Source organism: Pseudomonas neuropathica, assembly GCF_015461835.1.
Classification (GTDB): domain Bacteria; phylum Pseudomonadota; class Gammaproteobacteria; order Pseudomonadales; family Pseudomonadaceae; genus Aquipseudomonas; species Aquipseudomonas neuropathica.
This window is the reverse complement of record NZ_JACOPX010000005.1, coordinates 91,474-112,278: the sequence shown is the minus strand read 5'-3', so window position 1 is coordinate 112,278 and position 20,805 is coordinate 91,474. Positions and strand designations below refer to the sequence as shown.

Below are 20,805 nucleotides of genomic sequence, written 5' to 3'. Positions count from 1 at the left end.
CGTTTTTTTTGTGAAGGACGGGGGAAGGCATGGCCAAGAACATCGATGACAAACTGGTGCTGGCGATTTCGTCGCGTGCCCTGTTCGACCTGAGCGAGAGCCACAAGGTCTACCTGTCGAGCGGTGTCGAAGCCTATCGGCAATACCAGATTGAGCATGAAGACGAAATCCTTGCGCCTGGCGATGCTTTTCCGCTGGTGGAAAAACTCCTGAAACTCAACAGTCGCCTCGGCCGCGCGCGGGTCGAGGTGATTCTGGTCTCGCGCAACAGTGCCGACACCGGCCTGCGCGTATTCAACTCGATTCACCATTACGGTCTGGCGATTTCCCGCGCGGCGTTTGTTGGCGGGCGCAGTCCGTATCCGTATCTGAAAGCCTTTGGTTGCGACCTGTTTCTGTCGACCCATGCCGAAGATGTGCGCGCGGCGCTGGATGCCGGATTCGCAGCGGCGACGATTCTGTCCGGTGGTGCCAGTCGCGCGGCCAGCGACGAATTGCGCATCGCCTTCGACGGCGACGCAGTGATTTTTTCCGACGAGTCGGAACGTGTCTATCAGTCCGGCGGACTCGAAGCGTTTCAGGCCAAGGAGCGTGAGTCAGCTCGTGAGCCTTTGCGCGGTGGGCCGTTCAAGGGCTTTTTGGCGGCGCTCAATCTGTTGCAGCGCGAGTTTCCCGATGACGATTGCCCGATCCGCACGGCGCTGGTCACCGCGCGTTCGGCGCCGGCCCATGAGCGGGTGATCCGCACCTTGCGCGAGTGGGACATTCGTCTCGACGAATCGCTGTTCCTCGGCGGCCTGACCAAATCGGCATTCCTTGAAGCCTTCGCCGCCGACGTGTTTTTCGACGATCAGGCCGGCCACTGCGAGCTCGCCCGCGAAGTGGTCGCCACCGGTCACGTGCCTCACGGCATCAGCAATGAGCCGTCCATCTAAAGCCCTGTGCTTCAAGACGTTGCGTCGCACGTCGTAGTCGCCAAGGCACTGCTAAGCTGAATCAAATCTCCGCCATGTTGGCACGCGAGGAGGTCATATGATTCGTTCGATGCTGTATGCCACTGACCTCGGTCTGTACGCACCGTTAGTGATGCAGCATGCCCTGGCGTTGGCGCGAACGTTCAATGCCGATCTGTACGTGGTGCACGCGGTGGAGCCGATGGGGCTGTTTGCCGAATCGGTGTTGCAGAGCTATCTCGACGAGCAGGCATTGAACGAATTTCACAGTCAGGGTCTGAAAACAGTCATTGCCAATATCGAGCAGCGGGTGCTGGAAAGTTTTCGCGAAGAACTGGGGGATGAAGGCGAACAGGATCTGCAGCGTATTCGCGCCGTGCGCGTGCTGCAGGGCGATCCGTCGCAGGTGATTCTCGACCAGGTGCAGAAACTCTCCGTCGATCTGCTGATCGTAGGCAGTCATAGCCATGGGGTGGGCGCGGAAACGCCGTTGGGGCGCACGGCGGCGCGGGTCCTGCAATTGGCCAAGGTGCCGGTTTATCTGGTGCCGTTAGTGGAGCGGCGGCGGCGGGAGGATCGCTAAGGCAGGAATAATGGCGCTTTGATAAAAAAGTTCTAGATTTATTATTCAAACCATTAATATAGTTATATACCGTCGCTGATGCCCGTGGCGTCTACCTGCTTTGAGGGATTCATATGAAGCTTCAACAATTGCGCTACATCTGGGAAGTGGCGCACCACGACCTCAACGTTTCCGCTACAGCCCAAAGCCTTTACACCTCGCAACCGGGCATCAGTAAACAAATCCGCCTGCTGGAAGACGAACTCGGTGTCGAAGTGTTTGCCCGCAGCGGCAAACACCTGACCCGCGTGACCCCGGCCGGTGAGCGCATCATCACCACCGCCGGTGAGATTCTGCGCAAGGTCGAAAGCATCAAGCAGATCGCCCAGGAGTTCTCCAACGAGAAAAAAGGCACCCTGTCGATCGCCACCACCCACACCCAGGCACGTTATGCGCTGCCGCCGGTGATCAGCAATTTCATTAAACAGTACCCTGATGTAGCGCTGCACATGCACCAGGGTTCGCCGATGCAGATCGCCGAAATGGCCGCTGATGGCACTGTGGATTTTGCCATCGCCACCGAAGCGCTGGAGCTGTTCGGCGATCTGGTGATGATGCCGTGCTACCGCTGGAATCGTTGCGTGGTCGTACCGCAGGGCCATCCGCTGACCAAGTTGCCAAAGCTGACCCTGGAAGCGCTGGCCGAATACCCGATCGTGACTTACGTGTTCGGTTTCACTGGTCGTTCGAAACTCGACGAAGCCTTCAGCCATCGCGGCCTGACGCCGAAAGTGGTGTTCACCGCCGCCGACGCCGACGTGATCAAGACTTACGTGCGTCTGGGTCTGGGTGTGGGCATCGTCGCTAAAATGGCAGTCGACACCAAGCTCGACAACGATCTGGTGGTGCTGGATGCCAGCGAACTGTTCGAATCGAGCATCACCAAGATCGGTTTCCGTCGTGGCACTTTCCTGCGTGGTTTCATGTGCGACTTCATCGAGAAGTTCGCCCCGCACCTGACTCGCGAAGTCATGGCCAAAGCCATTCAGTGCCACAACAAGCAGGAACTGGAAGAGCTGTTCGACGGCGTCGAGCTACCCGTTCACTGATCAGTTGCCTCAGAGTACCTCGGTGACAGCAAACTGTTGCCGAGTGCCCGCCACCAGAATCTCCACCTCATCACCTTCGCACTTGCCCAGCAGACCTTTGCCCAGCGGCGAGCGCGGAGTGATGACGGTAATCGGCTGACCGACCACATCGACTTTCAGGCCTGCTGCATCCGGCGCCAGAAACAGCCATTGCTCGCGACCCTTTTCGTCCTCCAGGCCGAGCAGGGCACCGACTTCGATACCACGGTTTTCATCGTAGGCCCGCAGCGTCAGGTTCTGGCACAACGCCAAAGACTGACGGATTTCCTCGACCCGTTTTGCTTGCCCGGCTGCCAGATACGACGCTTCCAGACCCAGCGTGTCGTACTTGTTTTCGGCGATGTTTTCTTCGTGCGTCGCGGTTTCGTAAGCGGTTTGCGCGGCGCGTTCGGCGATATCGAGGTCGATGCGCAATTTGTCGAGAATCAGTTGGTGGACGGCGTGCTTGTTCATGATCAATCGCAGAATTGCAAAACGTTGGCGCGGGATTTTTCGCTTGGAGCCGTCTGATCCTGTTGCAACCAGAACTGGCATTTTGGATTCGACAGATTGCGCGTACTGCCGCGTGCCTGATCCAGACGCACTTGCTGCTCGCTCTTGCGCAGGTTTTCTTCGTACTGTTGGAACAGCGGGCTCTGCGGCGGAATATCCGGCTGCACCTGCACCGCCGGTGGATTAGCCAACTGCTGCACAGCCTGGGCAACCGGTGCCAGTTGTTCTTTGAACAGCAAATGCGACAGCAGCCAGCAGGTCAGCGCAATGGCGACGAAGCCCAGCCACATGCCCAAGGCAATACTGCCGGTCAAATGCAGCGCGCTAAGCTGAACAGGCAACGGGCGACGCGGGTTGGGACGGTAGGGCATGGCTGCCTCCTGGCGGGTGATTGCGGGCAAGTGGCGATTGTCGCACGAAGATTAATCGCCGTCGGCTCTTCTGCGCGAGGTGATTTATGCGGACAATCGCTGCTTTTGCCAACGGGAGTCTTGAATGCCGCAATTGAAACCCCGCTGGGATATTTTTTGCACCGTGGTCGACAACTTTGGCGACATCGGCGTGACCTGGCGTCTGGCTCGGCAATTGGTGGCTGAGCATGGTTTGGCGGTGCGCTTGTGGGTCGATGATCTGCGCGCATTCGAACGCATTTGCCCGGCGATCGATATCAACGCCGCACAGCAATCGCAACAAGGCGTCGAAGTGCGGCACTGGCCAGCCGAGTGGGTGCACACAGAGGCGGCGGATGTGGTGATTGCTGCGTTCGCCTGTCAGTTGCCCAGTGACTACATGGACGCGATGGCCACGCGACAGCCGCCGCCCTTGTGGATGAACCTCGATTATCTCAGCGCCGAAGACTGGGTGATCGGCTGTCACGGGTTGCCGTCGGTCAAATACAAATCGGTGCAGAAGTTCTTCTTCTTTCCCGGATTCCAGTCAGGTACTGGCGGGCTGTTGCGTGAGCGCGGCTTGCTCGAGCAGCGTCGGCAATTTCAGCAGGATGCCGAGGCTCAGCGCCAATTCCTCCAAGGTCTCGGGATCGATCGTGCGCCTGGCGCCCAGCTGATTTCGCTGTTTGCCTACGAGAACGCCGGGTTGGCCAGTTGGCTGGACGTTTTGGCGGCGGACGCTGCGCCGACTCACCTGTTGGTGCCGGAAGGGCGGATTCTTGGCGACGTGGCGCGCTGGCTCGGGGTGGAAGCGCTGACGGTGGGCGAGATCAATGTGCGTCAGTCGTTGACCGTGCAGGTGTTGCCGTTCGTCCGTCAGGATCAATACGATCAGTTGCTCTGGTGCTGCGATTTTAACGCGGTGCGTGGTGAGGACTCGTTTGTGCGGGCGCAGTGGGCGGGGCGGCCGATGCTCTGGCACATCTATCAGCAGGACGAAGACATCCATCTGGACAAGCTTGATGCCTTCCTCGTGCTTTACACAAAAGGTCTGTCACCGGCCGCTGCCGAGGCGATGAACGGTCTGTGGCGAGCCTGGAGCGCCGGTCAGCCCATCGGTGAACACTGGCTCGAAGTCCGTAAACATTGGCCAGACCTGCAGGAAAATGCCGAAGCGTGGTGTCTGGAACAAGGCTTGCAGGCCGATCTTGCCGCAGCGCTGGTACAGTTTTACCTAAATTGGATATGATACGCGGCCTAGATTTTTGTAAATCCCATCCAAATTCGGATATTCGCAATGAAAACTGGTAAAGAACTGAAACCCGGTACCGTGATCCGTCTCGAGAACGATCCTTGGCTGGTTCAGAAAGCTGAATTCACCAAGTCGGGCCGTAACAGCGCGATCATGAAGACCAAGCTGAAAAACCTGCTGACCGGTTACAAGACCGAGATCGTTTACAGCGCTGACGACAAACTGGACGACGTAATCCTCGACCGCAAAGAAGCGACCCTGTCCTTCATCAGCGGCGACACCTACACGTTCATGGACACCACTGACTACACCATGTACGAGCTGAACGCTGAAGACATCGAAGCTGTTCTGCCTTTCGTTGAAGAAGGCATGACCGATGTTTGCGAAGCGATCTTCTTCGAAGAGCGTCTGGTTTCCGTAGAGCTGCCGACCACCATCGTGCGCGTAGTTGACTACACCGAAGGTTCGGCTCGTGGCGACACTTCCGGCAAAGTCATGAAGCCAGCCAAACTGGCTAATGGTACTGAGCTGCAGGTTGCTGACTTCATCGAAATCGGTGACAAGATCGAAATCGACACCCGCGAAGGCGGTTCCTACAAAGGCCGTGCCAAATAAGCACTGCTTTTTACGGAAAGAAAAAGCCCGGCCATTGAGCCGGGCTTTTTTGCGCCTGCGATATGTGTCACGCCGCAGGCTCACTCCTACATTGGAATTTGCGTATGGCTTCAAACGGTGACGTGCAGACGTACATCGACGTTGCCACGGGTGGCGTTGGAGTACGGGCAGACCTGGTGAGCGGCGTCGACCAGCGCTTGCGCATCGGCTTGTTCCAGGCCTGGCAGGCTGATGTGCAGGTCGATGTCCAGACCGAAACCGCCAGGGATCTGGCCGATACCGACGTGGGCGGTGATCGAGGCGTCGTCAGGGATTTTGCGTTTGGTCTGGCCGGCGACGAATTTCAGTGCGCCGATGAAGCAGGCCGAGTAGCCGGCAGCGAACAGTTGCTCTGGGTTGGTTGCCGCGCCGCCGGCACCGCCGAGTTCTTTCGGAGTGGCGAGTTTGACGTCGAGGATGTTGTCGCTGGAGACCGCACGACCGTCACGGCCGCCAGTGGAGGTTGCGATTGCAGTGTAGAGAGTTTGCATGGTGTGAGCCTCGTTGAGTGTTTTTTTTGCGCTAATTGTTTGCGCGCTAAGTAAGTGCGAAGTGAATGTATCGCGCTAATATATTGCGCGCAAGATAAATTTCTGAAGAATTTGCGTTTCGGCAAAACGGCGAATCGCTGGTCAGCCTGAAAAGTGCGATTTAGACGGGATGGCGGGGAGATCAGGCGTTGAAAAATATTTTTCAGACGACGAGATCAAATGTAGGAGTGAGCCCGCTCGCGATAGCGGTGGTTCAGTCGACTTCTGAGTTGACTGGCACACCGCTATCGCGAGCAGGCTCACTCCTACAGGGATTGGTGGGCCTTAGATAAGGCTTTCTTGTAGATGGCTACGCAGCGCCTGCAACTCTGATTGCAGGTTTTGCAGGCGTTCCAGGGTGAAGCCGCTGGCGCCGAGGATGCATTGCGGAACGGTCTGGGCTTTTTCTTTCAGCGCTTGGCCTTGCTCGGTCAGCTCGACAATCACTACCCGCTCATCCTCACGACTGCGGGTGCGGCTGAGCAACCCTTCGCCTTCCAGACGCTTGAGCAGTGGCGTCAGCGAGCCAGGATCGGTCAGTAGTCGAGTGCTGATTTCTCCGACCGTCAATCCATCCTTCTCCCACAACACCATCATCGCCAGGTACTGCGGATAGGTCAGGTTCAAGGCTTGCAGCAGCGGCTTGTAGACCTTGGTCATCATCAGCGAAGTGGAATGCAGGGCGAAGCAGGCCTGGTTATCCAGCAGCAGGTCGTCGCAGGTGTCGCGTTGGGAAGTCATGTCAAAGCCTTGTTCGGTGATGGTCATGAATCTAGCGCTCGAATCTTTAATGCGCCAGATAATTCTCCGGATCTAATGGCGGCCGAGATCCCGTTGCAGCGCCAGATCCCACGGCGGCACTGGACTGAAACGAGTCTTGAGGTATTCAAGCAACAAGCGGCTGCGCGAGTTGGTTTGCTGTTCCATGCGCAGTGCGTAGATGCCGGTGGATTCCGGGGGCGGCAGGCCGTTCTCGCAGAACAGCGGGACCAGTTCTCCGCGCAGCAGGTATTCGCTCGCCAGCCAGGTCGGCAAATGCGCAATCCCTAATCCCGCCAAAGCCCCACACACCAGCGCTTCGGCATTGTTGGCGCTCATGCGGATGCGCGCCGGGCGGTGCAAGTGCATCTGGCCGTCCTGCTCGAACCGCCAGGCAAAAGGCGGGGCGAGGCCTTCCCAGTCCAGACCGTCATGCTCGCCAAGTTGCGCCGGACTGCCGGGCACACCCCGGCGTTTGAGATAGTCAGGACTGGCACAGGCTATGCGCACCATGCTTGCCAAAGGCGTGGCCACCAATCGTGTGTCAGCCATTTGCCCGGCACGCAGCACCAGGTCAACCTTGCCCAGGTTCGAGCCGCCCATGTCGACGAAACTGTCGATCAAGTGCAACTGCACATCCAGCCCCGGGTAGAGGACGAGAAAGTCGGCGATCACCGGTGCCAGATGCCGTCGTCCGAACGCGGCGGGGGCGTCGATGCGAATCAAGCCTTCCGGCGCGCTGCTCAAGGACACGGCTTCGGCCCGCGCCAGTTGCAACTCGGCGACAATGCGCCGGGCACGTTCGGCAAACGCCAGACCGGCGGGTGTTGCTCTGACGGCGTGGGTGCTGCGTATAAATAACTGGCTGCCGACGGCGCTTTCCAGGCTGTCGATGCGTCGCGCAACGGCCGAAGGTGTCAGCGGATGACGGCGCGAGGCGGCGGAAAAGCTGCCACTCTCCAGCACATCGAGAAACAGCCCTAATTGTTCAGTCAGTTGGTTGGGGTTCATGAGAATTCACGCTTGTGCGAAATCGGCATAGCCATTGTGCGTTGCTGTGCGTTTCCCCGCCAGCCACGACTGCGTAGGATGAATCGCCTGACGTAAGAGGAATTCAGCTGTGATGGAGTTTTTGTTGTACCTGCTGTTCGGCGCCGCCCTTGGCACACTTGGCGGCATTTTCGGCATCGGCGGCGGCTTGATTGCTATCCCGTTGCTCGGTGTGTGGTTCGGCCTCGATCAGCAGATTGCCCAAGGCACGGCGCTGGTCATGGTGGTGCCGAACGTGATGCTGGCGCTGTGGCGCTATCACCAGCGCAATCGCATCGAACTGCGGCATGCGCTGCCCTTGGCGCTGATGGGTTTCTGCTTTGCGTGGATCGGTTCGATCTGGGCGGTGGGTATCGATGCGCAAACCATGCGCATCGGCTTTGTCGCTTTCCTGGTGGTGCTCTCGGCGTACAACCTGCTGAAGATGTTTGGCAAGCAACCCGCTGCGACTTCCGAGATGCGCTATTCCTGGCCTTGGCTCGGCGTCCTCGGTGCGGCGTCCGGAACCATGGGCGGCTTGTTCGGTGTCGGCGGTGCCGTGGTGGCAACGCCAGTGCTGACCAGCCTCTTCGGCACCACGCAAGTGGTCGCTCAGGGCTTGTCGCTGGCGCTGGCGTTGCCTAGCACCGGCGTGACCCTGGTGACCTACGCGGTACATCACGAAGTGGACTGGATGATCGGCCTGCCGCTGGCCATCGGCGGTCTGGCGAGTATCAGTTGGGGGGTGAAAGTTGCCCACGCCATGCCGGAAAAACTTCTGCGCGGGCTGTTCTGCGGTTTTCTGGTGCTGTGTGCGGTGATGCTCGCGTTTAAAGTTTAAAACCTTCGACGATATGCTCGGCCAGGCACTCGGTGATCGGTGACGGATTGTTCAGGTTGCGGATCAGCATGATGCTGGCCTCGGGCAACAGCGGCAGATCTTCGGCGGCGCCGAGAATGCGCATGTCCGGGGTGATCAGGCTTTCCAGTTGCGCGGTGATCGCCAGACCCGCGCTCACCACCGCCATCAACGCCGAGAGGCTGGTGCTGTTATAAGCGATGCGGTATTCGCGGCCCATCGCATCCAGTGCGTTACACGCCCACAAGCGGCAGAAACAATCACTGTTGAACATCGCCAGAGGTAGTGGCGTTTGTTCGTGGGCGCTGAAATTCTGCGCCTCGGCCCAGACAAAACGCTCCTTGCGCAGCAACTGACCGATTTCGTTGCCCGGTTCACGGGTGACGATCGACAAATCCAGGTCAGTACGCTGCAACAGTTGTTTGGTCGATTCGCAATGCACTTCGATCTGGATAAGTGGATAGAACTGCGCAAACCGCGACAGGATCCCCGGCAGAAAACGCATCACGTAGTCATCCGGCGTGCCGATGCGCACGGTGCCGACCATGTGCGGCTCGCGCAAGGTGTTGAACACTTCGCTGTGCAGCTTGAGGATGCGCCGCGCGTATCCGAGCAGCACCTGGCCTTCAGCGGTCAGGCGCACCTGGCGTCCGTCGCGCTCAAACAATTGCCGCTGCAACACGTCTTCTTCCAGACGCTTCATCTGCATGCTCACCGCCGACTGCGTGCGGTTGACCATTTCGCCGGCGCGGGTGAAACCGCCCTGATCGGCAATCGCGACAAAGGTGCGCAGGACATCGGTATCGATACTGGGGTAGGCCGACAATTGATGAATCTCCGTGATGCATGCCATCAGAAACATTCGTTGGATTGATCTTAGCGCCGGCGCGAGACTTGAGCCATCCACAAAGGAGGCAACACGATGAAAGGTCAAAGAGAGTATGTAGACGACGCAAAATTTTCCGGCCACGGCCATCTCGTTTCCGACCTGCTGCACAAGTTTAGCCGCTGGTACGAATTGCACCGTGAACGCGAGTTGCTCGCCAGTCTGAGCGACGAAGCGTTGAAAGACATCGGCGTCAGTCGTGCCGACGTTGAACACGAGTCCGTGCGGCCGTTCTGGGATGATCCGATGCATAAATGACCCGTTGCATAAATGATGAGCAGAACGCTACACAAACCCTCTTCCAGTGAGGTAGGTTGCGAGCAGACAAGGAGATGCTCATGCCCGCGACTCTGGCCTTTTCCCTCAAACAGGCGCGACGACTGGCGCTGGCTGCCCAAGGGTTCAACGGGCGCCAGCCGCCGACCGTCAAGGCGCCACACGTCAACCGGCTGATCGAAAGGCTGGGTTTGCTGCAAATCGACTCCGTCAACGCCGTGGTGCGCTCGCACTACCTGCCGCTGTTTTCCCGTCTCGGTTCCTATTCTTCCGACTTGCTCGACCAGGCTGCCTGGAGTTCGGGGCGACGTCGCACGTTGTTCGAATACTGGGGACACGAAGCCTCGTTGCTGCCGATGTCGATGTATCCGTTGCTGGGCTGGCGCATGCAGCGGGCCAGGCGTGGCGAGGATATTTATCAGCAACTGGCCAGATTCGGTCGCGAGCAGCAGGACGTGGTGCGTCGGGTCTTGAATTCGGTGGAAGAGCAGGGCGCGTTGGGCGCCGGCAGCCTTTCAACCCGTGCAGACAAGGCCGGACCGTGGTGGGACTGGAGCGCGGAAAAACATGCGCTGGAGTGGCTGTTCGCTGCGGGTGAAGTGACGGTGGCGGGGCGGCGTGGTTTTGAGCGTTTGTATGATTTGCCGGAGCGGGTGATCCCTTCATCGATCTTGCAACAGGCGTTGCCTGATGAAGCCGAAGCGCAACGTGGGCTGCTGTTGCACGCGGCACAGGCCTTGGGTGTCGGTACTGAAAAAGACCTGCGTGATTACTTTCGTCTGAATCCGGCGGATGCGCGGCCACGTCTCGCGGAACTGGTTGAAGCCGGGCAGTTGCAGATGTGCGAGGTCGCCGGTTGGCGGCAAATCGCCTATTGCCTGCCGGAGCCGAGCGTCCCGCGCAAGGTCATGGCCAGTGCGCTGCTGTCGCCCTTTGATTCGTTGATCTGGGAGCGTAGCCGGACTGAGCGCTTGTTCGATTTTCGCTATCGGCTGGAGATTTATACGCCACAGGACAAACGGGTTTACGGCTATTACGTGTTGCCGTTTTTGCACAACGAGAGGATCGCCGCACGGGTCGATTTGCGCGCCGAGCGGGCGGCGGGGCAGTTGGCGGTGCATGCGCTGCACGAGGAAGCGCCGGGGCTGGATGAGCAGGGGATGCTGGCGCTGGCGGAGAATCTGCGGCGGATGGCGGATTGGTTGGGGCTGGCGCGGGTGCAGTTGAATTGTCAGCGCGAGAGTGCGGCGCGGTTGCGGGTGGCATTGGCGCAGACAGGCTGTGACTGAGCGGGCCCCTTCGCGAGCAGGCTCGCTCACACAGGGGATATGCGAACGACACAAATCCAGTGTGGGAGCGAGCCTGCTCGCGAAGGAGGCGACGCGGTCTAGCGACGAACCTGCTTCAGGGTTTCAGCGATCAAAAACGCCAACTCCAGCGACTGATCAGCATTCATCCGTGGATCACAGTGCGTGTGATAGCGATCCGACAAGCCATCTTCAGTAATCGGCCGCGCACCACCGATGCACTCGGTGACATTCTGCCCGGTCATCTCGATATGAATGCCGCCGGCATAAGTGCCTTCCGCCTCGTGCACCTGGAAGAACTGTTTAACCTCGCCAAGGATCTGCGCGAAGTCGCGGGTCTTGTAGCCGCTGCTGGCCTTGATAGTGTTGCCGTGCATCGGGTCGGAACTCCACAGCACTTGCTTGCCTTCGCGCTGCACCGCGCGGATCAGCGCCGGCAGGTGATCGCCCACCTTGTTCGCGCCCATCCGCGCAATCAGGTTGAGGCGCCCCGGATCGTTGTCCGGGTTGAGCACGTCGATCAGGCGGATCAGGTCATCGGGGTCCATGCTTGGGCCGACTTTGACGCCGATCGGGTTGTTCACCCCGCGCAGGAATTCGACATGCGCGCCGTCGAGCTGACGGGTGCGGTCACCGATCCACAGCATGTGCGCCGAGCAATCGTAGTAATCGTTGGTCAAGCTGTCGCGACGCACGAAGGCTTCTTCGTAGTTCAGCAGCAGCGCTTCGTGGGCGGTGAAGAAACTGGTTTCGCGCAGTTGCGGCGAGCTGTCCATGCCGCAGGCGCGCATGAACGCCAGGGTTTCATCGATGCGGTCGGCGAGATGACTGTATTTTTCAGCCAGCGCCGAATTGGCGATGAAATCGAGGTTCCACTTGTGCACTTGGTGCAGGTCGGCAAAACCGCCCTGAGCAAACGCGCGCAGCAGGTTCAGGGTCGCGGTGGACTGGTGGTAGGACTGCAGCAGGCGCTCTGGATCCGGCACGCGGCTCTTTTCGTCGAAGCCGATGCCGTTGACGATGTCGCCCCGGTAAGCCGGCAGCGTCACGCCGTTGATGGTCTCGTCGTTGGCCGAACGCGGTTTGGCGAACTGACCGGCCATGCGCCCGACCTTGACCACCGGGCAGCCTGCGGCGAAGGTCATGACGATCGCCATTTGCAGTAACACTTTGAACGTGTCGCGAATCTTCGCAGCGGAGAATTCGGCAAAGCTTTCCGCGCAATCACCGCCCTGCAGCAGGAATGCCCGGCCCTGGGTGACTTCGGCAAACTGGCGGCGCAGTTCGCGCGCTTCGCCGGCAAACACCAGTGGCGGATAACTGGCCAGCGTCTGCTCGACCTGGCGCAGATGCGCCGCGTCAGGATATTGGGGTTGTTGCTGGATCGGCAGGGCGCGCCAGCTATCAGGGCTCCACGGTTGGCTCATCACGGTCTCTAATTGGTTCTACGCACGGGAAGCCCAATGGTAGCAGCAATTAGTGCGTGACCTGCTCCCGCCCCATCGCCGACAATCGCCGCTTTGCCACGGCGCCACAGCGGTGCCATCGCGTCACCGCGCCCGGTGACCATCAGGAGACGAAATGACTGAGGAGCGCGTCGAGCATCTGCTCGCCGAAGTACAGGATGAGTTCGGCGTGATTCGCGTGCTGGAAGTGGCTGATTACCGCTTTCTGGAGTTCGGCGATGCGATCGAGCAGAGCTGCGTGTTCACCGCAGATCCGAGCTGGCTGGAGTACGACTACACCCGGGCGATGCTGATCGGTGCGTTGTGCCACGAGCAGCCGGAGAGCGCGCTGTTTCTCGGGCTCGGCGCTGGTACATTGACCCAGGCCTGCCTCAAGTTTCTGCCGCTGGAAGATGTCGAAGCCATTGAACTGCGTCCGGATGTGCCGCGCCTGGCCATCGAGTACCTTGGCCTGGACGATGATCCACGCTTGTATATACGCGTTGGCGATGCGCTGGAACTGCTGCCGACCGCCGAGCCTGCAGATCTGATTTTTGTCGACCTGTATACCGATGTCGGTCCGGGCGTCGGGCATCTGGCCTGGAGTTTTCTCGGCGACTGCCAGAAGCGTCTGAATCCGGGTGGCTGGCTGGTGATCAATCAGTGGGCCACCGATGACGGCAAGCCGTTGGGTGCGGCGTTGTTGCGCGGGCTGTATCACCGGCATTACTGGGAATTGCCGGTGAAGGAGGGCAACGTGATTCTGATTGTGCCGGCGGATCTAGATCAGGTGTTGGACATGCAGGCACTGACGGCCCGGGCTGAAGCGCTGGCACCGCGGTTGGGGTATTCGTTACAGTCGTTGATCAACAGTATTCGCCCGGCGACCTGAGTCGTCAGTGACGGCCTCTTCGCGAGCAGGCTCGCTCCCGCATTGGAATGCATTTTCCCTGTGGGAGCGAGCCTGCTCGCGAAAAGGATCTGATAACCAGCAAATATTTCAGATCCCTTTGAAGACTCCAGGCCGCCGCTCCACCAGCGACCGCACCCCTTCCTTGGCATCCTCACTCGCCAACAATTTCTTCACCAACGCCGGTAACCCTTGCGCGGCCGCCGTCTCACCCTCATACCTTGCCTGTCGCGCTGACATCAACGTCGCCTGCACCCCCAACGGCGCCTGCCGGGCAATCCGCTCAGCCAATTCAATCGCCCGCGGCAACAGGTCTTCGCTGGCCATGACTTCCTGCACCAACCCCAGGTGCAACGCCTCGTGCGCATCAAACTCATCGCCGGTCAGCAGCCAGCGCATCGCGTTGCCCCAACCGGCGATCTGCTGAAAACGTAAAGTCGCACCACCAAAAGGAAAGATCCCACGCTGCACTTCCATCTGCGCGAAGCGGGTATTGCTCGCACACAGGTTTATATCGGCTGCCAGCATCAGCTCGATGCCGATGGTCAGGCAGTAACCCTGCGCGGCGACAATCACTGGTTTGCTCACCCGTGGCCCGACGAAAACGCCCCACGGATCGCAACCGCCGGTCGGAACCTGCCAGCCCTGGGCGAGGGCGGAACTGGCGTTGACCAGATCCAGGCCAGCGGTAAAGTGCTCGCCATGCCCGAACACCACCGCCACCCGCGCTTCGCTGTCGGCCTCGAACTCGCCGTAGGCCAGGCTCAGCTCGTTGAGCAGGTCGAGGTCGAAAGCATTGCGCTTGGCCGCTCGATCCAGGCCAATCAGATGGACGTGACCACGACGTTCACGGCTGACGCGGCCGGGGCAGGGCTGATTCATGGGTAGATCCTCGGGCGGGAAGGGCGGGTGCAGCGACGGTATGCCGCACATCAGTGAATCGTTTAAGCGTCATCGCCCGCAGGGCCGGGCCTTTGAAAAATAGACCTTCGCGCGATTATCCGCAAAACCCCGTTACACAGCGGTGACACGCTCATTCAGGCAATAAAAAAAGCTCCCTTTTTGGGCAAAATCCGGTATAGTGCGCGCCGGCCTTTAACCGGGCCGCGTTTAGGTAGCGCATTTCCCGAAGTCAGCTTCGGCTGCACGTCCGCATTGCGGGCTCTTCCCGGACGATTCTTTTTTTCATTCATTCGTTTTCGCAAATCCCCGCCGACAAAGCTGCCAGGGCGACTCTTGAGTCTCAACACGGCATGCGCAGCTTTGGAGCATGGGTCTTTGCGGATGCACTTAGAGGCAGACCCATGACCCAGGAAACCGGCGGATTCGCCGCTTTTAATCTTAACCCGAATATTCTTGCAGCCGTCGCAGCGACTGGCTACGAAGAGCCTTCGGCGATTCAGCAGCAATCGATCCCGATCATCATGGCCGGCCAGGACATGATTGGTCAGGCGCAAACCGGTACCGGTAAAACCGCCGCGTTCGCACTGCCTATTCTGCACCGCATCGATCCTGCCAAGCGCGAACCGCAAGCCCTGATCCTGGCGCCAACTCGTGAGTTGGCGCTGCAAGTAGCAACCGCTTTTGAAACCTACGCCAAGCAAATGCCGGGCGTTACCGTTGTGGCCGTTTACGGCGGCGCGCCTATGGGCCCACAACTGAAAGCAATCCGTAATGGCGCACAGATCGTTGTCGCCACTCCGGGCCGTCTGTGCGACCACCTGCGTCGCGACGAAAAAGTTCTGTCGACCGTGAACCACCTGGTTCTCGACGAAGCTGACGAAATGTTGAAACTGGGCTTCATGGATGACCTGGAAGTCATCTTCAAGGCTCTGCCAGCGACCCGTCAGACCGTTTTGTTCTCGGCTACCTTGCCGCAGTCGATCCGCGCCATTGCCGAACGCCATCTGCGCGATCCGCAACACGTGAAGATCCAGACCAAGACCCAGACCGTTACCGCGATCGAACAGGCTCACCTGTTGGTTCACGCTGACCAGAAGACTTCGGCCGTTCTCAGCTTGCTGGAAGTGGAAGATTTCGACGCTCTGATCATGTTCGTGCGTACCAAGCAAGCGACCCTGGATCTGGCCAGCGCCCTCGACGCCAAAGGCTACAAAGCCGCGGCGCTGAACGGTGACATCGCCCAGAACCAGCGTGAGCGCGTCATCGACTCGCTCAAAGATGGCCGTCTGGACATCGTTGTCGCGACCGACGTAGCTGCTCGTGGTCTGGACGTTCCGCGCATCACTCACGTGTTCAACGTTGACATGCCGTACGACCCAGAGTCCTACGTTCACCGTATCGGCCGTACTGGCCGTGCCGGTCGCGAAGGTCGTGCACTGCTGCTGGTGACTCCACGTGAGCGCCGCATGCTGCAAGTGATCGAGCGTGTAACCGGTCAGAAAGTTGCTGAAGTACGCCTGCCGGACGCTCAAGCCGTTCTCGATGCGCGCATCAAGAAACTGACCAACAGCCTGTCGCCGCTGGTCGCTGATGCCGAGTCGACTCACGGTGAGCTGCTCGATCGTCTGACTGCAGACATCGGCTGCACTCCGCGTGCTCTGGCTGCTGCGCTGCTGCGCAAAGCCACCAACGGTCAAGCGCTGAACCTGGCGGCGATCGAGAAGGAACGTCCACTGGTGCCGAACAACGCACCGCGCGGCGACCGTCCTGAGCGCACTGGTGATCGTCCTGATCGTGGTGACCGCGAGCGTCGCGCGCCAATGCCTTTGGGCGAAGGCCGTGCTCGTTGCCGTACCGCGCTGGGCGCGCGTGACGGTATCGCTGCGAAAAACCTGCTGGGCGCCATCCTCAACGAAGGCGGTCTGGCCCGTGAAGCGATCGGTCGCATCCAGGTGCGTGACAGCTTCAGCCTCGTCGAGCTGCCGGAAGATGGTCTGGACAAACTCCTGACCAAACTGAAGGACACTCGCGTTGCTGGCAAGCAGTTGAAGCTGCGTCGCTATCGCGAAGATTGATCCGCCCTTGGGCTGATTGATCGAACATAAAAAATCCCCGACTGGTTCGGGGATTTTTTTGCCTGTTTTTTGCCTTTGTGGGAGCGAGCCTGCTCGCGAAGGCATCAACCGAAGCGGTAAATATCCATGCCCAGCGCACCCATTGTGAATCCCTTGTGCGCAACGCTGAACTCTCCCCCCGCACCCCGCGCGAAATACAACGGCAACAAATGCTCATCACTCGGATGACTGCGCACCGCATGCGGCGCCTGCTGACGATAATCGTGCAGCGCTGCCTCATCGTCGGCCGCGAGCTTGTCGATCACCCAGTCACGGAAATCCCGCGCCCACGGCTCGACACTTTCCGGGCCGGCGTGCCAGTCGAGCTCACGCAGGTTGTGGGTGATGCTGCCAGATCCGATCAGCAAAATGCCCTGATCACGCAGACTCGCCAGCGCGCGGCCGACCCGGGTTTGCAGCGCCGGGCCAGCGCGACTCGGCAGGGAGACCTGCACCACCGGGATATCCGCCTGCGGGTACATCAGCGACAGCGGCACCCAGACACCGTGATCGAACGGACGTTGCGGGTCGAGCCGTGCCGGTAGATGCGCGGCCTGCAACAATTTGGCGACTTCGGCGGCCAGTTGCGGATTACCCGGCGCCGGATACTGCACTTCAAACAGCGCCCGGGGAAAGCCGCCGAAGTCGTGCCAGGTTTCCGGTTGCGCATGGCTGCTGACCAGCAATTCCTGGCTTTCCCAGTGCGCGGAGACGATAACGATGGCTTTGGGTTTCGGCAATTCGGCGGCCAGACGAGCCAGAGCCGGGCCACTGGCACCGGGCTCCAGGGCCAGCATGGGTGAACCATGGGAAATGAACAGGCTGGGCAACATGACGGGTTCCTGAGCGTTAAGATGGCTTCATCTTCAGTCAGATCATTGATCTAAATCTAATATAAGTTTTAACGCTTTTTGATCGAATTATTGGGAGTGATGCATGCAGCCTGAGTTTTGGCACAAGAAGTGGGCTTCGGGGCAGATTGGTTTCCATCTGCCTGAGGTAAACCCGTATTTGCAGCGGCACTGGGCGGTACCGGCAGCGGCGCGAGTGCTCGTGCCTCTGTGCGGGAAAAGTCTGGACCTGGTGTGGCTGGCCGGACGCGGTCATCAGGTGCTCGGGGTCGAACTGTCGGAAAAGGCTATCGAGGACTTTTTCAGTGAACATCAGGTGCAGCCGCAGATCAGCCAGAAGGGCGCGTTCAAGGTCTATCGCGGTGAAGCCATCGAGCTGTGGTGCGGTGACTTTTTTGCGCTAACGGCGAGCGATGTGGCCGATTGCACCGCGTTGTACGACCGCGCCGCGCTGATTGCCTTGCCGGCGCCGATGCGTGAGCGCTATGCGGCGCATCTTCAGCAGATTCTGCCGCTGGCTGTGCAAGGGTTGTTGATTACCCTGGACTACGATCAGGCGCAGATGCCGGGGCCGCCGTTTGCGGTGGGGGATGATGAGGTGCAGCGGTTGCTGAGTGGTGCCTGGCAGGTGCAGGTGCTGGAAGAGCAGGATGTGCTGGGGGAGAGCTGGAAGTTCCTTCAGGCTGGCGTGACGCGGCTGGAGGAGCGGGTTTATCGGGTTTCTTCTCTCTAAGTTGTGTTGGATGTTCCTGCCTCATCGCGAGCAGGCTCACTCCTACAATGATGGGTGCTGAATCACAGATTGTGTGACCTCCACAAAACCCTGTAGGAGTGAGCCTGCTCGCGATCAGGCCAGCCAGAACAACCTGAATTCAAGCCAACGAAAAAGGCCCGCATCACTGCGGGCCTTTTTCATTGTTGCACCGGTCGGATCAACCGCGACGACGCAGGGCGTCGATACGCTCTTCCAGCGGTGGGTGGCTCATGAACATGCGGGCAAAGCCCTGTTTGATGCCACCGTTGATGCCAAAGGCATTAAGGGTGTCCGGCATGTGCACCGGCAGGCCCTGTTCGGCGCGCAGGCGTTGCAGTGCGCCGATCATTGCGCTGGTACCGGCCAGGCGGGCGCCGGCTTCGTCGGCACGGAATTCGCGCTTGCGCGAGAACCACATGACGATCGCACTGGCGAGAATGCCCAGCACCAGTTCGGCGAAAATGGTCGCCACGTAGTAGGCGATGCCCTGGCCTTCTTCGTTCTTGAAGATCACCTTGTCGACGAAGTTGCCGATGATCCGCGCAAAGAACATCACGAAGGTGTTCACCACGCCCTGGATCAGCGCCAGGGTGACCATGTCGCCGTTGGCGACGTGGCCGATTTCGTGGGCCAGCACGGCTTTCACTTCATCGGGTGAGAAGCGCTCGAGCAAGCCCTGGCTGACCGCGACCAACGCGTCGTTCTTGTTCCAGCCGGTGGCGAAGGCGTTTGCTTCGTAGGCCGGGAAAATACCGACTTCGGGCATCTTGATCCCGGCTTCGCGGGACAGTTGCTCGACAGTTTGCAGCAGCCATTGCTCATGCCGGGTACGTGGCTGGCTGATGATCTGGGTGCCAGTGCTCATCTTCGCCATCCACTTGGAGATGAACAGCGAGAACAGCGAGCCGGCGAAACCAAAGACTGCACAGAAAACCAGCAGCTGACTAAGGTCGAGATCAACCCCGTTGGCCGCCATGAACCCGTTGAAGCCGAAAAGGCTCAGGGTGATGCTGGCTATCAGCACGACCGCCAGGTTAGTGGCCAAAAACAGCAGGATGCGCATCATGGTTGTAGAAATCTCCTCAAGCTAAAGATGTAGCGTACTGCGGGGTATATAAGGTGCTGCACCGGGCTATTCAACTGAGTGACTATTTCAAACTGTGTCCTACAGCGGATTCTTCGGTGCCCGGCACATTTCCCACGACAGATAACGATAGGGATGACGGCCAGCCGCGACCCGTCGCCATTAAGCTGGACGCAGGTAAACGGTACGAATCGCAAGTGTAGAAGGCGTGCGCGGACGCGGAACGCAGAAGTGTTGCTGAATCAGACAGTGCGCAACGTTTGGCCGTTGCGCACTGCTGGCCAGTTACTGGCGGTAGGACTTGAGGAAGTTGCCGATACGGCCGATGGCCATTTCCAGATCGTCGACGCGGGGCAGGGTGACCACGCGGAAGTGATCCGGCCACGGCCAGTTGAACGCCGTACCCTGTACCACCAGCAGCTTCTCGGAGAGCAGCAGGTCGAGGACGAATTTCTCGTCGTTATGGATCGGGCAGACTTTCGGGTCGATCTTCGGGAACGCATACAGCGCGCCCATCGGTTTGACGCAGCTCACGCCTGGAATGTCGTTAAGCAATTCCCAGGTGCGGTTACGCTGTTCCAGCAGACGACCCTGCGGCAGCACCAGGTCGTTGATGCTCTGATAGCCGCCCAATGCGGTCTGGATCGCATGCTGGCTCGGCACGTTGGCGCACAGGCGCATGTTGGCCAGCATGTCGATGCCTTCGATGTAGCTCTGGGCATTGTGCTTCGGCCCGGAAATGGCGATCCAGCCGGAGCGGAAACCCGCCACACGGTACGACTTCGACAGACCGTTGAAGGTCAGGCACAGCAAGTCCGGGGCTAGCGACGCGGTGCAGATGTGCACGGCATCGTCGTACAGAATCTTGTCGTAGATCTCGTCGGAGAACACCACCAGGTTGTGCGCGCGGGCGATTTCCAGCATGCCCAGCAACACTTCCTTCGAATACACCGCGCCGGTCGGGTTGTTCGGGTTGATGATCACCATGGCTTTGGTGTTCGGGGTGATCTTGGCCTTGATGTCGGCCAGATCCGGGAACCAGTCGGCGCCTTCGTCGCACAGGTAATGTACGGCGTTACCGCCGGCGAGGCTGACGGCGGCAGTCCACAGCGGATAGTCCGGGGCTGGCACCAGCACTTCGTCGCCATTGTTGAGCAGCGCCTGCAGCGACATCACGATCAGCTCGGACACGCCGTTGCCCAGATAGATGTCTTCGATGCCGACACCTTCAACATTCTTCTGCTGGTAGTACTGCATCACCGCTTTGCGCGCGCTGAACAGACCTTTGGAGTCGCTGTAGCCTTGCGCGGTCGGCAGGTTGCGGATCACATCCTGAAGAATTTCGTCCGGCGCTTCGAAACCAAACGGCGCCGGGTTGCCGATGTTCAGCTTGAGGATGCGCTGGCCTTCCTCTTCCAGTCGTTTGGCGTGCTTGAGCACCGGGCCGCGAATGTCGTAGCAGACGTTGGCGAGCTTGTTCGATTTGCTGAACTGCATGGCGATGTGATCCCGAAAATGAACGATCCAGGCGGCGGATGGACAACCGTACTGGGATTCCTGCGTCTTCACACAGGCGGACGTCTTGAGCCGTGGCTCCCATAATCCGTTTGAATGCGCCCGGTCTGGCTGCCAGACTGGTGCGTGACGA

The 20,805-nt window shown here is 59.5% G+C and carries 22 protein-coding genes; 11 read left to right on the top strand and 11 right to left on the bottom strand.

Going from position 1 to position 20,805, the window contains the following annotated elements; all coding sequences use genetic code 11:
* Positions 1-29: 29 nt before the first annotated feature.
* From H8F23_RS08250 to cysB, 3 genes are all read left to right on the top strand, one after another.
* On the top strand, positions 30-935 hold the full coding sequence (locus H8F23_RS08250) for a 5'-nucleotidase (protein WP_093435175.1): 906 nt from the start codon (positions 30-32) through the stop codon (positions 933-935).
* Positions 936-1,032: 97 nt separating this feature from the next.
* Positions 1,033-1,536, top strand: a complete 504-nt coding sequence (locus tag H8F23_RS08245; RefSeq protein WP_007908589.1) for a universal stress protein — start codon at positions 1,033-1,035, stop codon at positions 1,534-1,536.
* A gap of 113 nt (positions 1,537-1,649) precedes the next feature.
* Entirely contained in the window at positions 1,650-2,624 is a 975-nt protein-coding gene (gene cysB / locus H8F23_RS08240) for an HTH-type transcriptional regulator CysB (RefSeq protein ID WP_007908591.1), read from the top strand.
* A gap of 9 nt (positions 2,625-2,633) precedes the next feature.
* Here the strand turns inward: cysB and H8F23_RS08235 are convergent, their stop codons facing one another.
* Both H8F23_RS08235 and H8F23_RS08230 read right to left on the bottom strand, forming a co-directional pair.
* Positions 2,634-3,116, bottom strand: coding sequence for a GreA/GreB family elongation factor (locus tag H8F23_RS08235; RefSeq protein WP_194933997.1), 483 nt, complete (start codon positions 3,114-3,116; stop codon positions 2,634-2,636).
* Between the two features lie 2 nt (positions 3,117-3,118).
* Positions 3,119-3,526, bottom strand: a complete 408-nt coding sequence (locus H8F23_RS08230; RefSeq protein ID WP_194933996.1) for a hypothetical protein — start codon at positions 3,524-3,526, stop codon at positions 3,119-3,121.
* Positions 3,527-3,650: 124 nt separating this feature from the next.
* Between H8F23_RS08230 and earP the strand changes: the two genes are divergently transcribed.
* Together earP and H8F23_RS08220 are read left to right on the top strand one after the other, a co-directional pair.
* Positions 3,651-4,793, top strand: coding sequence for an elongation factor P maturation arginine rhamnosyltransferase EarP (earP, locus tag H8F23_RS08225; protein ID WP_194933995.1), 1,143 nt, complete (start codon positions 3,651-3,653; stop codon positions 4,791-4,793).
* Positions 4,794-4,841: 48 nt separating this feature from the next.
* The gene (locus H8F23_RS08220) at positions 4,842-5,411 is read left to right on the top strand and encodes an elongation factor P (RefSeq protein WP_007908599.1); all 570 of its coding nucleotides are present in this window, start codon (positions 4,842-4,844) and stop codon (positions 5,409-5,411) included.
* 110 nt (positions 5,412-5,521) lie between these two features.
* On the opposite strand, the gene H8F23_RS08215 is transcribed toward H8F23_RS08220, so the two are convergent.
* The 3 genes from H8F23_RS08215 to H8F23_RS08205 all read right to left on the bottom strand — a co-directional run bounded on the left by H8F23_RS08215 (position 5,522) and on the right by H8F23_RS08205 (position 7,750).
* Entirely contained in the window at positions 5,522-5,941 is a 420-nt protein-coding gene (locus tag H8F23_RS08215) for an organic hydroperoxide resistance protein (protein WP_194933994.1), read from the bottom strand.
* 324 nt (positions 5,942-6,265) lie between these two features.
* The gene (locus H8F23_RS08210; RefSeq protein WP_194933993.1) at positions 6,266-6,721 is read right to left on the bottom strand and encodes a MarR family winged helix-turn-helix transcriptional regulator; all 456 of its coding nucleotides are present in this window, start codon (positions 6,719-6,721) and stop codon (positions 6,266-6,268) included.
* A 72-nt stretch (positions 6,722-6,793) separates the two neighbouring features.
* Positions 6,794-7,750 (bottom strand): LysR family transcriptional regulator, encoded by a 957-nt coding sequence (locus tag H8F23_RS08205; protein WP_194933992.1) that lies wholly within the window; start codon positions 7,748-7,750, stop codon positions 6,794-6,796.
* A 109-nt stretch (positions 7,751-7,859) separates the two neighbouring features.
* Between H8F23_RS08205 and H8F23_RS08200 the strand changes: the two genes are divergently transcribed.
* Entirely contained in the window at positions 7,860-8,609 is a 750-nt protein-coding gene (locus tag H8F23_RS08200) for a sulfite exporter TauE/SafE family protein (protein ID WP_175559623.1), read from the top strand.
* Here the strand turns inward: H8F23_RS08200 and H8F23_RS08195 are convergent.
* Entirely contained in the window at positions 8,599-9,453 is an 855-nt protein-coding gene (locus tag H8F23_RS08195) for a LysR substrate-binding domain-containing protein (RefSeq protein WP_007908606.1), read from the bottom strand. The two genes, H8F23_RS08200 and H8F23_RS08195, sit on opposite strands and share 11 nt — an antisense overlap.
* A gap of 96 nt (positions 9,454-9,549) precedes the next feature.
* On the opposite strand from H8F23_RS08195, the gene H8F23_RS08190 reads away from it, so the two are divergent.
* Both H8F23_RS08190 and H8F23_RS08185 read left to right on the top strand, forming a co-directional pair.
* Complete coding sequence (locus tag H8F23_RS08190) at positions 9,550-9,771, top strand: DUF1127 domain-containing protein (protein WP_093435156.1); 222 nt, start codon at positions 9,550-9,552, stop codon at positions 9,769-9,771.
* Between the two features lie 80 nt (positions 9,772-9,851).
* Entirely contained in the window at positions 9,852-11,078 is a 1,227-nt protein-coding gene (locus tag H8F23_RS08185; protein WP_194933991.1) for a winged helix-turn-helix domain-containing protein, read from the top strand.
* Positions 11,079-11,176: 98 nt separating this feature from the next.
* Here the strand turns inward: H8F23_RS08185 and H8F23_RS08180 are convergent, their stop codons facing one another.
* Complete coding sequence (locus tag H8F23_RS08180; protein ID WP_194933990.1) at positions 11,177-12,523, bottom strand: class II 3-deoxy-7-phosphoheptulonate synthase; 1,347 nt, start codon at positions 12,521-12,523, stop codon at positions 11,177-11,179.
* A gap of 154 nt (positions 12,524-12,677) precedes the next feature.
* Between H8F23_RS08180 and H8F23_RS08175 the strand changes: the two genes are divergently transcribed.
* The gene (locus H8F23_RS08175; protein WP_186613875.1) at positions 12,678-13,433 is read left to right on the top strand and encodes a spermidine synthase; all 756 of its coding nucleotides are present in this window, start codon (positions 12,678-12,680) and stop codon (positions 13,431-13,433) included.
* A 108-nt stretch (positions 13,434-13,541) separates the two neighbouring features.
* Here the strand turns inward: H8F23_RS08175 and H8F23_RS08170 are convergent, their stop codons facing one another.
* On the bottom strand, positions 13,542-14,333 hold the full coding sequence (locus H8F23_RS08170; RefSeq protein ID WP_093435147.1) for a crotonase/enoyl-CoA hydratase family protein: 792 nt from the start codon (positions 14,331-14,333) through the stop codon (positions 13,542-13,544).
* Positions 14,334-14,755: 422 nt separating this feature from the next.
* Here H8F23_RS08170 and H8F23_RS08165 point away from each other — a divergent pair, with 422 nt between their 5' ends.
* Positions 14,756-16,429: a DEAD/DEAH box helicase gene (locus H8F23_RS08165; protein WP_008088238.1), complete on the top strand. Its 1,674-nt coding sequence runs from the start codon at positions 14,756-14,758 to the stop codon at positions 16,427-16,429.
* A 104-nt stretch (positions 16,430-16,533) separates the two neighbouring features.
* Here H8F23_RS08165 and H8F23_RS08160 read toward each other — a convergent pair whose 3' ends face one another.
* Positions 16,534-17,301 carry a DODA-type extradiol aromatic ring-opening family dioxygenase gene (locus tag H8F23_RS08160; protein WP_194933989.1) on the bottom strand — a complete coding sequence of 256 codons (768 nt, stop codon included), beginning with the start codon at positions 17,299-17,301 and terminating at the stop codon, positions 16,534-16,536.
* 103 nt (positions 17,302-17,404) lie between these two features.
* Here H8F23_RS08160 and H8F23_RS08155 point away from each other — a divergent pair, with 103 nt between their 5' ends.
* Positions 17,405-18,052, top strand: a complete 648-nt coding sequence (locus H8F23_RS08155) for a thiopurine S-methyltransferase (RefSeq protein ID WP_194933988.1) — start codon at positions 17,405-17,407, stop codon at positions 18,050-18,052.
* A 199-nt stretch (positions 18,053-18,251) separates the two neighbouring features.
* On the opposite strand, the gene htpX is transcribed toward H8F23_RS08155, so the two are convergent.
* Together htpX and H8F23_RS08145 are read right to left on the bottom strand one after the other, a co-directional pair.
* Positions 18,252-19,139, bottom strand: a complete 888-nt coding sequence (htpX, locus tag H8F23_RS08150; protein ID WP_007908619.1) for a protease HtpX — start codon at positions 19,137-19,139, stop codon at positions 18,252-18,254.
* 303 nt (positions 19,140-19,442) lie between these two features.
* Positions 19,443-20,654, bottom strand: a complete 1,212-nt coding sequence (locus H8F23_RS08145; RefSeq protein WP_007908620.1) for a pyridoxal phosphate-dependent aminotransferase — start codon at positions 20,652-20,654, stop codon at positions 19,443-19,445.
* Between the last annotated feature and the right edge of the window lie 151 nt (positions 20,655-20,805).